Consider the following 12,960-nt stretch of genomic DNA (forward strand, 5'->3'; position numbering starts at 1 on the left):
ATGGGATCTTAGCTCAGCTGGGAGAGCATCTGCCTTACAAGCAGAGGGTCATAGGTTCGAGCCCTATAGGTCCCATTTTTGGACGGTTTCCCGAGTGGCCAAAGGGGACAGACTGTAAATCTGCTGCAAATTGCTTCGGTGGTTCGAATCCACCACCGTCCACTCTAGCTGATAAGATTAGACTTCAAAGTGAATATGCCGATGTGGCTCAATTGGCAGAGCAGCTGATTTGTAATCAGCAGGTTATCGGTTCGAGTCCGATCATCGGCTTTTCAGTAATTATTTTTATTGCTGTCATAAATTAATAACGCGGGGTGGAGCAGTCTGGAAGCTCGTCGGGCTCATAACCCGAAGGTCACAGGTTCAAATCCTGTCCCCGCTACTCAAGTTTTACGCCCAGATAGCTCAGTTGGTAGAGCAGAGGACTGAAAATCCTCGTGTCGCTGGTTCGATTCCGGCTCTGGGCATTTTTATTGCCTATTAGTTTGATAATTGAATATGGAGCATTAGCTCAGTTGGTAGAGCACTTGACTTTTAATCAAGTTGTCCGGGGTTCGAATCCCCGATGCTTCACTGTGAGACAGTTCAAATTCAGATATTCTGTATTTGAGCTGTTTTTTATTGTACAAAAAAAAGTTCGGATGGAAAACGCGCTGAGCGCAGAATATATTTTTACACAGAAAATAAGAAGCCATAACCTTGAGGGGGGATAGATTATGGCCTCTTATTTTCATGTCTACTTTTATAAAAATATAAAAAGAAGGAGAGCCGGTATAAGGGAATACCGGCATATGAAAAAGAAAAAGATTTTGAAAAAAGTCTTATTGGCTTTGTTCAAATACTAATATACATTGTAAATGTGATGATTCTGTGATGAAATAGTAAAAGAAATGTGAAAAAGTTTTTTATTTTTTCTTCATATATGGATAGAAATCAGTTGGCAGGATACGAAGTATATAGTGTAACGGCCGTTAGTAAAAAGAGAATCGGGTGAAAGCTTATGAAAATAAATGAAGATAATTTTGTAGAGCAGTTAAAGTTCCGGAACGAGAAAGCTCTAGAATATGTAATTGACAATTATGGACGTATTGTAAAATCTATTGTAAAGAAGAACTTGTTTTCATTGCAGGATTACCAGGAGGAATGTATCAATGATGTGTTTCTGGCTGTGTGGGAGAATATAGAGTCCTACAGGCCCATGAGAAGCAGTTTTGTGAACTGGATCGCAGGTATCGCCAGGTATAAAGCCATTGACTACAAGCGGAAGTATCTGAAAAGGATACAGACAGAAAATCTGGAGGATGTGACTGCCGGAGAGGAGGACAGGGAGCAGATGAAGATGATCGAGGAAGAGCTGTCTGAGGAGATGGAAGAGATGCTCAGCTGTCTGAGTCCTGAGGACCGAGAGTTATTTATGAAGCTCTATGTGGAGGAAATGGAACCGGAGGAGGTCAGCCGGCAGACAGGCATGAAGAAAGATGTGATATATAACAGAGTTTCCAGGGGAAGACGGAAAATCAGGAAACTGTTTTCCACTCAGAAAGGAGAGAAAAGTTATGAGCAGTAATATATATGAATTGTTAAATGACGTTAAGACAGATATGGGGAATTACAAAATAAAAGAAACTAATGATATGGAAAACAAGCGCTGGAAAAAAGCTGCTGCAAAAAATATTATGGGTACAGGGAAAAAGAAAAAAAGGTGGAAACCAATTGCTGCAGTCTGCGCAGCCGCAGTGGTCCTGGCAGTGGGAGTGGGAAGTGCTCCGCTGCATTATGTTGTCCAGGCAGCAGTAAAATCTATTTCTTATGATATTGCATCTATTCTTGGAATTAAAAAGAATTTGGAACCATATAAGACGGTAGTTGGAAAGTCAGTAACCGCGAACGGAATAACAGTGACGCTCAATGAGGTCATTCTAAATGAGGATGAGATTGTAGTATCCAGCACCAGAGAATATGATGAAAAGATTACGGATGAGAACAAATCGATCATAGGAGTCCATGTATATATCAATGGAAAGTCTGTCTCTGATGGCGCCTCCGGCGGAGAAAAGCAGGAAGGAGACAGAACAATTGTATCTATTTCTGAGTGTGACATCAGCAAGGATGTGGATTTATCTCAGACACTTGATTTTGAGATACAGTTTGTAGATTATGATAATATGGGCAAAACATGGGATTTTGAATTTTCATCTTCCGGTGAGGAGCTTGCCCAGAGTACAAATACAGTGGAGCTTGACGAAACATTTACACTGGAGGATGGAACAGAAGTATATCTGAATAAAATGACAGATAATGCTCTTGGGCAAAAAATCTATTTCTCAACATCCACAGGAGAATGTGACTATGATCTTGTTCTGAAAGGGTTTGACGACTGTGGAAACGCTGTGGAATTTACACTTTCCAGATGGAGTGACGGCGTAGGAAGACTAAATATTTCTACGATTCAAAATGGAAATCTAAGCGATGAGGCCACAGAACTTTATCTGACACCATATGCGGTCAAATTCCCGGAGCAGAGCGGAAGGCTCAGTAATGATTTTAAACAGGCAGGGGAAGAGTTTACCATACACTTCAGATAATTACTTTCCGAACATGACAGAGGGACAGGCGCATAGGCCTGTCCCTTTTCGTTATCTGTCAGCTTTATACGGCGGGTCAGCGGGATAACCGCTTCCGGCCTTCTGCATTCCGCGCTGAATGGCATCTCTGGAGTTTTTCCAGTCCGCATCCTTGTTGCGGTAGTCAAACTTGTCACAGAACCATTCAAGGTCATCTGTGACCCTCTGCATGTTGTCAGTCATGAGGGGGAAGAGAATTTCATAAAAGGAAGCCTTCTCTTTATCAGAGAGAAGGGACTCTGCAGTCTCCACAAGGTCACCGAAATGGGAGAGGCAGAAGCCTTTGCTGTTTTTGAACAAATCTGTGAATTCAGGATTTTTCCTGTACAGTTCAAAGAAGGTGTCAAGATAGCGGACATATGTATTTTGATAGTAGTCGCAGATATAGCAGCTTTGATTCTGTTCCTTTACCCAGGTTCCGATATTTGTCTTGGGATTGTCTGCATCCAGTTTTGCCTTTTTAAAATGTCCCAGCATGGATGCTTTTCCTGGAGAAAACATTTTGATCTGCTGTTTTAACTCCTCATTTTTTTTCTTAAAGTGTGTGGTGAGGATCAGTCCGCAGCCGAGGCGGTTTCCGTAATCAAACATTTTTTTATAGTGTTCATGGCAGAATCCAAGTTTATCTGTCTCCGCCCGCACATCGTCTTCCATATAGGAGGCGCCGGAGCCAAGGACAAAATCCATGGCGTGCTGTTCCAGATTCTTTTCAATAAAACAAAAGGGGCATTCATCGTCAGCGCGGAATGCGTCCATCAGCGGTATGGTATATATTTTTTCCTTCATTTTTTGTTCCCCCGGTTTTCTGATTTTATATAAGAGTAACATAAAAAAAATCAGAAAGAAAGAGTGCAAAATGGTTTTCTATGCGATACAATGGTAATGTTGTGATCAGTAATGAAGCATACCATGATGTAATGTTGATTTATAAAGGATTTATATGTGGATATCTGAATAGATTGTGGATAACATGTATGGAAAATGATTTTTCTGTTGAAAACATGTGTCGTTGTATTTGCAGGAGGTTGCAGGTTTTTTCATTGTCTGTTAGTATAGAGTTTAAAGTCTGAAACTGGGGGATTTAAAAGAAAAATGAAAAGAAATGTGGATTTGCTGGAGGGACCTATCGCAGGTTCCCTGGCAAAATTAGCGTTCCCTATTATGGGAACATCATTAATACAGATGGCGTACAATCTGGTCGATATGATCTGGATCGGACGCGTCAGCAGTAACGCGGTAGCAGCCGTTGGGGCAGCCGGTATGTATATGTGGCTGGCAAACGGTATCACAACCATACCGAGAATGGGCGGACAGGTCACTGTGGGGCAGTCCCTTGGGGCTATGGACAAGGAGGCTGCCATCGACTATGCCAGAGGTTCTATTCGCATGGGAATGCTTCTGGGGATTTTGTATGGGATTATCAGTGTGCTGTTTTCAGGACCGCTGATCGGGTTTTTTAAGCTGAACAGCCCGGATGTTATACATGACGCCAAAATGTATCTTGTGATCACCTGCGGAGCAATCGTGTTTTCATTCCTGAATCAGGTTTTTACAGGTATTTTGGCTGCTATGGGCAATACCATGGCTACTTTCAGGGCCACCACCATTGGTCTGGTCATAAATATTGTAATGGACCCTGTTTTGATCTTTGGAATTGGTCCTCTTCCCAAAATGGAGGTGACAGGTGCGGCGCTTGCCACTGTATTGGCACAGATCATTGTGTTTATCCTGTATCTTGCAACGGTCTGGAATGAGCCGGTGATCTTCCGGCACATTCGTTTGACACAGAAGGCGGAAAAGCAGCATGTGCGTGAGATTGTGAGAATTGGATTTCCCTCTGCCATACAGGATGCGTTGTTTTCCGGAATTTCCATGGTGATAGCCCGTCTGATCGCGGGATGGGGGGATGCGGCTGTGGCGGTGCAGAAGGTCGGAAGCCAGATCGAATCTATTTCATGGATGGCTGCAGGCGGATTTTCAACAGCTGTAAATGCGTTTGTGGCCCAGAACTATGGGGCGGGGAAAAAAGAGAGGATTAAGAAGGGATATAAGACAGCTATGGGGATCATGGCTTTGTGGGGAGTATTTACCAGCTTTATACTCATCGCTTTCCCGGAATTTTTCTTCCGTATTTTTATTACAGAGAAGGATGTCCTTCCGATGGGAGTTGACTATCTGAGAATCATAGGTATTTCGGAATTTTTCATGTGTATGGAGATCACCACAGCCGGGGCATTTCAGGGATTTGGAAAGACTGTGCCGCCGTCTGTCACAGGGATTCTTTTCAACACACTCAGGATACCGGTCGCTATGCTGCTTTCGGCCACGGCTCTTGGGCTGAATGGTGTGTGGTGGACTCTGAGTCTCTCCTGTGTGCTGAAAGGCCTGGTCCTTCCCGCATGGTTCCTCATTGTGTTTGTAAAGTATTATAAGAGCGGAAGGGATAAGTTCTGAAAAGGGAGGTAATATATGGACAGACAGTCTTTGATGATGGTGATTATTGCCTGTATTGTGATACTGACAGGCATCTTTATGGCAGTAAAAGGAAAGCCTTCTATGGTGAGAGAACGGTTCTCAAGCGGCGTGTCGCCTGAAAATGAGAGAAAGTTCATGGTGACCATCGGAGGCGGTGTGAGTATCATAGGACTTGACATGCTGGCATTGGGAATCTGCGCATGGAAATATCCTATGAAACAGGCACAGATACTGATCGTTCTGGCTGTTGGTATTATTTTATTCCTGGCAGTTGTTCTGTACGGACAGAAGCATTACCGGAAATGATGGATAACAGCAGTTGCTCAGCCGGGGCGTGTTTGTACCCCCCAACACTCTAAAGTTTCTGTTGGCTGACGGGAAGAATCGTGGTAAAATGAACCACATATAAAGGTTATGGATTTTTGGTAACAGTTCAGATACCTGGGCTGTTACTATATTTTATGAAAAGGGGAAAGAACAATGGATAAAGAATTTCGTATTGAAACCAAATGTGTGCAGTCCGGATGGAAACCGAAAAAGGGTGAGCCGAGAATCCTGCCGATTTATCAGAGTACAACATTTAAATATGACACGACTGAGGAGATGGGACGTCTCTTTGATCTGAAGGACAATGGCTATTTCTATACAAGATGCCAGAATCCCACCAATGATCTGGTGGCAGCTAAGATCGCTGACTTGGAAGGCGGTGTGGCAGGTGTGCTTACCTCATCAGGGCAGGCAGCTACATTTTATGCTGTATTTAATATCTGCGAGGCAGGGGACCATGTAATCTGTGCGTCTGCTATCTATGGCGGCACATTGAATCTGCTGGGCGTGACTGCTAAGAAGATGGGAATCGAATGTACTTTTGTGGATGCAGATGCCTCTGAAGAAGAGCTGGAAAAAGCGTTTAAACCCAACACCAAGGCTGTATTTGCTGAGACGATTGCCAATCCGGCTCTTGTTGTGCTGGATATTGAGAAATTTGCCGGTCTGGCACATGCCCATGGAGTACCGCTGATTGTAGACAATACATTTGCAACACCGGTAAACTGCCGTCCTTTTGAGTGGGGCGCTGATATTGTGACGCATTCCACAACAAAATACATGGACGGACATGCAATGCAGGTAGGCGGAGCCATTGTGGACAGCGGTAATTTCGACTGGGACGCATATGGTGATAAATTCCACGGACTGACAAGACCGGATGAATCTTATCACGGGGTTGTATATACAAAGCAGTTTGGAAAAGCGGCGTATATTATGAAGATCAATGCACAGCTTATGCGCGATCTGGGAGCCATCCCATCACCTACAAACTGTTTTATGCTGAATGCCAGCCTGGAATCCCTGGCGCTGCGCGTGGAGCGTCACTGCTATAATGCCCAGAAGGTAGCGGAATTTTTAAATGAGCATCCTTTGGTGGGGCATGTAAATTATGCCGGACTTCCGGGAGACAAATACTATGAGCTGGCTAAAAAATATATGCCGAAGGGCACCTGCGGTGTTATCTCCTTTGAATTAAAAGACGGAAGGGAAGCAGCAGTCAAATTCATGGACAGCCTAAAGCTGGCAGCTATTGTGACACATGTGGCAGATGCAAGAACAAGTGTGCTGCATCCTGCAAGTCATACGCACAGACAGTTAAATGATGAGCAGCTTGTGGCAGCAGGCGTTTCTCCGGGAATGATCCGCCTGTCTGTGGGCATTGAAAATGTGGATGATATTATCGAAGACCTGGCACAGGCTCTGGAAGCCAGCACAAAGTAAAAGAGATGAAATCTTATCAGATTACGGAATGGTGCCATGAGAGCTTTAAAATGCAGGCAGTAACCGGCGGTAACTATATTGATGCCACCATGGGAAATGGAAATGACACACTTTTTCTGTGCAGGATGGCAGGTAAGACCGGACATGTGACAGCCTTTGATATCCAGCAGCAGGCCCTGGAAGCCACTGAAAAGCTGCTGGAGGAAAACGGTGTCAGAGAGCGGGCGAGTCTGATTCTGGACAGCCACACAAATATGGGGCTTTATCAGCAGAAGGAAACCGTTGATGGTATCTTCTTTAATTTCGGATATCTGCCGGGCGGTGACCATATGCTTGCCACACAGCCGGAAAACAGTCTGAGGGCCATTTTAAGCGGTCTGGAGCTGCTGAAAAAAGGTGGTGTCATGAGTCTGTGTATCTACAGCGGAGGTGATACCGGTTTTGAGGAGAGGGATAAGATTCTGGATATGCTGAAACGTTTGGACAGCAGGAAATATGTTGTCATTTTGAGCACATACTATAACAGGGAAAATAATCCTCCGATTCCTGTGCTGATCATAAAAAAATAGAGTATCAGGCAATGAGGCATGGGACGAGATTGCCGATTCATATAATAAAAGAAAGAAATCAGCCGGGTTTTGTATGAAAGCAGGAAAAGGTCCGGGGATTTCCGGAATTATCATGTTGTTTTTACTGCCGTATCTTTTGACAGTGATCATATGCGGGAGAAAAGCATGCCCTGTATCCAGGGAATCCGATATGGAAGATTATATTCCGGCTGTGACTGCAACCCAGATATCCTGGGATGCGCCCCGCGAAGCCATAAAGGCCCAGACAGTCATTGCCAGGAATAATCTCTATCTGGAGTGGAAAAAGGGAACGGCAGCCGGTACGATTCAAAATGCGTCCCAGGCACTCAAAAGGAGAAAAATGGATGATTTGTTCCTGGAGCAGTTCCAGAAGTTCCAGGACGCAGCAGCAGATACCAGAGATCAGGTGCTTATGAAGGATGGGGATGTGGTGGAACTTCCCTATCATGAGCTGAGCCAGGGGAAGACCAGAGATGCCTCAGAGGTTCTCGGGGAAGCCTACTCCTATGCGCCTTCTGTGGATACTTCAGAAGATATCAACAGTTCTAACTACATACAGGGATGCTATTTTTCCCTGGAGGATCTAAAGAAGCAGATACAGAAGACATATCCGGGATTTTCCATTGAAAATATAGGAGAGATTGAGATAAAAAATGCAGACAGCGCGGGATATGTACTGGAAATCAATGTGGGAAACCAGGAATTCCAAGGGGAGAAGCTAAAAGAGATCCTGAACCTTCCATCCTCCTGTTTTACGGTTCAGACACTGGAGAACGAGGTGCGTTTTCTCTGTAAGGGGATTGGACACGGAGTGGGCCTGAGCCAGTATACAGCCCGGAAGATGGCAGGGAAGAAGAAAAAATATGAAGAAATCCTGAATTATTTTTTCCCTGAATTAAAATTAAAAGAGATAGGGAATTGAAGAGATGCCGCGTGGAATTTTAAAATTATGTATAAGTTCACATATTCTGGCAATCCTATAGATGAAAACAAAAGGGGCGGATGCTCCACTATAGGTTGAGGTGAAGAATATGAGTAAAAGAAACAAAATCCGCGTGGCTCTCAGCAGTTTTTTAGTGCTGGCCATAGTAGTAACATGTGCGGCTGTATATCAGTCCGGGAGTAAGAGCACACCGAATGAAAAGGAACTTGTCAAGAATGAGGAGAATCCTTCTGACGAGGCAATGACAACAGAGGAGAAACCTGAGGAGGAATCCCAGGATGCCAACACCACTCAGGTTGAGGGTACCAGAGAAGTGCCGGAAGAGGCAGATACACAGGCAGAAGCAGTGCAGGAGCCTGCAGAAGAGCAGAATGAATCCCCAGACGCTTCCGCAGCAGAGAATACGCAGCCGGAAGCCGATACACAGGATGCATCTGCAGAGGTGGACAACCAGGCAGCAGCAATGGCTCCGGATGTGAACTTTACAGAGAGCTCTCTTATGGAGTGGCCGGTAAGCGGACAGGTAGTCATTGACTATGATATGGAACACACCGTTTATTTCCCCACTCTGAACGAATATAAATACAGCCCTGCAATCGCAATCTCCTCAGAGGTCGATACACCGGTTGCATCCGTTGCGAACGGACAGGTAGTCTCTGTTGAGGAGAGCGTTGAGACAGGAACAACCGTAACGGTTGACCTGGGCAATGGATACCAGGCAGTTTACGGCCAGTTAAAAGATGTAGCTTTCCAGCCGGAGCAGTATGTAGAGGCCGGAGCAACACTTGGCTATGTCAATGAGCCTACAAAATATTATACAAAAGAGGGTGCGAACCTTTATTTTGAACTGAAGAAAGACGGAAGTCCGCTGGATCCTATCCAGTACCTGCCGTAAAAAGTAAAAACCATTTCAAAGCATATTATCTGTTTTGAAATGGTTTTTTTAGTTCCGGGTTTTTTGAAGAGAGATTGCGCTGTGAGGAAAAAAATTGGTATGCGGATTGAAAAATATTTCATTTACATAGAAATAAAAATAAAAAAAGGCATATGGTAATGCTTTGTGAAACCTCAAAAATGATATATTTTAAAGTAAGAGAAGAAGATTTGTATACAATGTAAATTTTTTATCAGTTTGTTTGAATTTTTAGTGAATTTTTATTTTGCTGTTGACATTGGAAAAGAATGGTGGGAAAATACAAAGTATAAGGAAATTTATGCTTTTTTGCAGCAGGAATAAGACGGAATGGAAGGAGTTCTATGCATTTAAAAAGATTGAGCAGAGTCGTGGCAGTGACAGTGGTGCTGACAATGGTAACACCATCCGCTGTTTTGGCCAGCGATATGACAAAGGTTGGAACGAATACAATTGAAACGCCTGAGGATGTGGATTCTGCAAGTATAAAAGATCAGGAAAAAACTGAAAAACCGAAAGATCCGGCGAATCCCGAGAACCCAGACAATCCAGATCCGAATGATCCTGAGAACCCAGAGAACCCGGATAATCCAGATAATCCGGACAATCCGGACCCAGAAAACCCGGATACCCCGGACAATCCCGATCCAGAAAACCCGGATACTCCGGACAATCCAGACCCAGAAAACCCGGATACCCCGGACAATCCCGATCCAGAAAACCCGGATACCCCGGACAATCCCGATCCAGAAAACCCGGATACTCCGGACAAACCGGACCCAGACAAACCGGATACCCCGGACAATCCAGACCCGGATACGCCGGATACCCCGGACGATCCCAATACCCCGGATACTCCTGTTACACCGGATACCCCCACGGAGCCTGAGCAGCCGCCAGCAGAAGCACCGGTGGAGCCTGAGGCACCTGCAGAAGAACCGGCACAGGATGCGGAGGCAAGCGATAATCTAATAGACAGCCAGCAGAATTTTGTTATGCCGGACATCAAGGAGAATTTCCGTTTCCGTACAATCCGAAAAGTTTATGCATTTGCTCTGGAGAATCTGAATGTCTATGAGGAGAAATCCGAACAGGCAAGAGTGATCGGAACACTGGATAAAGATGGTGTCTGCTACCTTCTCAGCAATGATGGATTAAAACTCCATCTTGGAAGTGAAGAGGAAGAGCAGAATATTGACACAGACGATGGAACATGGGTATACATAGAATCAGGAACAGTCAGAGGTTTTGTGCTGAAATCAAAGCTTTTAACAGGTGAGGAAGCACAGAATATAGCAGATGCAAAAGCAAAAGAAAAGCAGGAAGCTGAAGAGAAGAATAAGACAGCTGAGAAAAAGGTAACTGTTGAAGAATTTAAAGTAGCAAAAGAATTAATTTCGCCGCTGGAAAATAAAGCATTTCTTTATACAAAGACAACTGTCAGGACAACAGTTGTTTCAAAAGATTATGCAGTATGCAAATCTTTACTTGGAACCATTCATGAATCACAGAACGATAAGAGCCGCGTCATCGGCAACTTGAATCTGGATAATATATGTTACATTCTTGCCGACAAAGACAAGGATTGGGTATATGTAGAGTCCGGAGATGTAAGAGGATTTATCAAGAAAACTTCTCTTTATCTTGACGAAGAGGCGAACAAATTTATAGAAGAGCACGGGGAAGAGAATCTGGAGACAGCTTCAGAGCTGGTAAAACCGGAAGAAAACAGTGCATGCTACTACACGATCACGTCTACAAAGGGCGGAGTTCCCGGTGGTGCACTGAGACAGTCTATTCTGGAATTCGCATCCCAGTTCGTAGGCAATCCTTATGTGTGGGGCGGTACCAGCCTCACAGACGGTGCGGACTGCTCCGGTTTTGTTCAGAGTATTTACGCACAGTATGGTTATGACCTTCCGAGAGTTGCGGAGGACCAGGCTTATTACGGTACACAGATACCGGTTGACGAAGCACAGCCCGGCGATTTGATCTTCTATTCCAACGGAAGCGAGATTTACCATGTAGTTATGTATGCAGGTGACGGAATGACTGTGGAAGCAGCCAACAGCCGTGTGGGAATCATAGTAGGTAATGTAAATACTGCGAATGCAGTTTGGGCAACCAGAGTTCTGGATGATACATACGGATTCTACGGAAGCGATATTGATGAGATCAATGCAACTTCAGACCAGTACGGTGAATGCCTGGGTACCTATAAGATTACACATTACTGCGGCGGTGCATGCTGTAATGATCAGTGGGCAGGCGTCACATCCACAGGGGCACCTCTCGTGGAGGGTGATACCATAGCAGTTGACCCGACAATTATTCCTTACGGAACAAGAGTTATTATTAACGGACATATATTTACCGCATCTGACTGCGGCGGTGCGATTAAAGGAAATCATATTGATGTCTTTGTCAATGACCATAATCGCGGAAATAACCTTGGTGTGTATTTCACTAATGTATATCTTTTGAAATAACAGCATATCAGAGATTCTTTTGTCACTGTTCACACAGTGAACAGTAACATTCTTTTTACAGGGACTGCCGGTTTGGCAGTCCCTGTATTCACATTTACGAGGCTTTAGAGTATAATAAACTATGCGGAAAAGAAAATCCGCAGCCGATTATATTTCTACAGGGTTAATAAAAGAACAGTGTATCACTGTTCCTCTGCGGAATTATCCGAATTTCCGCAAATGGGAAAAATACTTTTTTTCATCGGCAGCTTTGAAATAGAGGTGCCGTATTTGCCATTGGCAGGTGCGGTGCCATTACATAGAAGGCAGGTCAGGAAATTATCATGAATTATACTTACATCCTGAAATGCGGCGACGGCACTCTGTATACCGGGTGGACCAATGACCTGGAGAGACGTATCAAATGCCACAACGCCGGAAAAGGGGCAAAATACACAAAGTCCAGACTTCCCGTTGAGCTGGCCTACTACGAGTCATTTGTGACGAAGGAGGAGGCCATGCGCAGAGAGTGGGAGATAAAACGGCTTTCGAGGAAGGACAAGCTCAAATTATTGGGATAGATAATAATAAACAGATACCAGGAGGATCGGGGATGGAAGAAAAACAGGACATTGTATATGTCAGAGGGGCAATTATCTTTAATCAGATGGTAGGAGTTCTGGAGGTGGCAGGAGGTTTTGCCGGGGGATTTGTCTTTGGTGCAACTGCACTGTACAGTACCGGGGACGGACAGACGGAGCTGGATATTGTTATAATACTGTATATATTGGCTGCAATAGCAGCAGCAGCGTTTATAAACGGCATTCTGCGCTTTAAGCTGATCCATGAACTGAGGGAGTATATCCCTATTCTCTCCTCTGATCCGGAGGGTTCAGTAAAGAACCTGTCTTTCAGAACAGGAGTACCTGCGCCTGCGGTTGCGAAAAGATTGAGGAAGATGCTGAGAAAAGGCTACATAAAGGGCGCTTACTATGATGCCTCCTCCGGGAAATTTATTTTCCAGAACCGGAAGAACGTATACGGACAGGATATGAGCAGTATGGGAAATACTTCCATGATCACTGTGGAGTGCAGGAACTGCGGGGCTTTGAATAGAGTGAACAGGGGAAGTGTGAAAAAGTGTGATTTCTGCGGGGAAAAGGTGCAGGGATGACAA

General features: G+C 44.5%; 12 protein-coding genes and 6 tRNA genes. 17 read left to right on the top strand and 1 reads right to left on the bottom strand.

The window, feature by feature from the left end; genetic code table 11:
* Positions 1-2: 2 nt before the first annotated feature.
* The 8 genes from WMO65_RS16130 to WMO65_RS16165 all read left to right on the top strand — a co-directional run bounded on the left by WMO65_RS16130 (position 3) and on the right by WMO65_RS16165 (position 2,585).
* Positions 3-75 (top strand) — tRNA-Val (locus WMO65_RS16130).
* A 5-nt stretch (positions 76-80) separates the two neighbouring features.
* Positions 81-162 (top strand) — tRNA-Tyr (locus tag WMO65_RS16135).
* A 35-nt stretch (positions 163-197) separates the two neighbouring features.
* A tRNA-Thr gene (locus tag WMO65_RS16140) sits at positions 198-270 on the top strand.
* Positions 271-308: 38 nt separating this feature from the next.
* Positions 309-382, top strand: a tRNA-Met gene (locus tag WMO65_RS16145).
* Positions 383-394: 12 nt separating this feature from the next.
* Positions 395-467, top strand: a tRNA-Phe gene (locus tag WMO65_RS16150).
* Between the two features lie 33 nt (positions 468-500).
* A tRNA-Lys gene (locus tag WMO65_RS16155) sits at positions 501-573 on the top strand.
* 427 nt (positions 574-1,000) lie between these two features.
* A complete protein-coding gene (locus tag WMO65_RS16160) occupies positions 1,001-1,567 on the top strand; it encodes a sigma-70 family RNA polymerase sigma factor (protein WP_148391766.1) in 567 nt (188 codons plus the stop codon).
* Positions 1,557-2,585, top strand: a complete 1,029-nt coding sequence (locus WMO65_RS16165; protein WP_033141625.1) for a DUF4179 domain-containing protein — start codon at positions 1,557-1,559, stop codon at positions 2,583-2,585. The genes WMO65_RS16160 and WMO65_RS16165 overlap by 11 nt, the downstream gene beginning before the upstream one ends.
* Positions 2,586-2,636: 51 nt before the next feature.
* On the opposite strand, the gene WMO65_RS16170 is transcribed toward WMO65_RS16165, so the two are convergent.
* Complete coding sequence (locus tag WMO65_RS16170; protein ID WP_033141626.1) at positions 2,637-3,410, bottom strand: DUF6062 family protein; 774 nt, start codon at positions 3,408-3,410, stop codon at positions 2,637-2,639.
* A gap of 306 nt (positions 3,411-3,716) precedes the next feature.
* Between WMO65_RS16170 and WMO65_RS16175 the strand changes: the two genes are divergently transcribed.
* The 9 genes from WMO65_RS16175 to WMO65_RS16215 all read left to right on the top strand — a co-directional run bounded on the left by WMO65_RS16175 (position 3,717) and on the right by WMO65_RS16215 (position 12,957).
* Entirely contained in the window at positions 3,717-5,078 is a 1,362-nt protein-coding gene (locus tag WMO65_RS16175) for an MATE family efflux transporter (protein ID WP_148391767.1), read from the top strand.
* Between the two features lie 15 nt (positions 5,079-5,093).
* Positions 5,094-5,405 carry a hypothetical protein gene (locus tag WMO65_RS16180; RefSeq protein ID WP_054351530.1) on the top strand — a complete coding sequence of 104 codons (312 nt, stop codon included), beginning with the start codon at positions 5,094-5,096 and terminating at the stop codon, positions 5,403-5,405.
* Positions 5,406-5,579: 174 nt separating this feature from the next.
* Positions 5,580-6,869: an O-acetylhomoserine aminocarboxypropyltransferase/cysteine synthase family protein gene (locus WMO65_RS16185; RefSeq protein WP_033141629.1), complete on the top strand. Its 1,290-nt coding sequence runs from the start codon at positions 5,580-5,582 to the stop codon at positions 6,867-6,869.
* A 5-nt stretch (positions 6,870-6,874) separates the two neighbouring features.
* On the top strand, positions 6,875-7,438 hold the full coding sequence (mnmM, locus tag WMO65_RS16190; RefSeq protein ID WP_033141630.1) for a tRNA 5-(aminomethyl)-2-thiouridylate-methyltransferase MnmM: 564 nt from the start codon (positions 6,875-6,877) through the stop codon (positions 7,436-7,438).
* 73 nt (positions 7,439-7,511) lie between these two features.
* A complete protein-coding gene (locus WMO65_RS16195) occupies positions 7,512-8,381 on the top strand; it encodes a SpoIID/LytB domain-containing protein (protein ID WP_148391768.1) in 870 nt (289 codons plus the stop codon).
* Positions 8,382-8,490: 109 nt separating this feature from the next.
* A complete protein-coding gene (locus WMO65_RS16200; RefSeq protein WP_148391769.1) occupies positions 8,491-9,297 on the top strand; it encodes a M23 family metallopeptidase in 807 nt (268 codons plus the stop codon).
* 362 nt (positions 9,298-9,659) lie between these two features.
* Entirely contained in the window at positions 9,660-11,804 is a 2,145-nt protein-coding gene (locus tag WMO65_RS16205) for a C40 family peptidase (RefSeq protein ID WP_187370535.1), read from the top strand.
* A 323-nt stretch (positions 11,805-12,127) separates the two neighbouring features.
* On the top strand, positions 12,128-12,364 hold the full coding sequence (locus WMO65_RS16210; RefSeq protein ID WP_033141634.1) for a GIY-YIG nuclease family protein: 237 nt from the start codon (positions 12,128-12,130) through the stop codon (positions 12,362-12,364).
* Between the two features lie 32 nt (positions 12,365-12,396).
* Positions 12,397-12,957, top strand: coding sequence for a hypothetical protein (locus WMO65_RS16215; RefSeq protein ID WP_148391770.1), 561 nt, complete (start codon positions 12,397-12,399; stop codon positions 12,955-12,957).
* Positions 12,958-12,960 lie beyond the last annotated feature (3 nt).

Source organism: Blautia caccae (assembly GCF_040095955.1).
In the GTDB taxonomy this organism is placed as follows: domain Bacteria; phylum Bacillota; class Clostridia; order Lachnospirales; family Lachnospiraceae; genus Blautia; species Blautia celeris.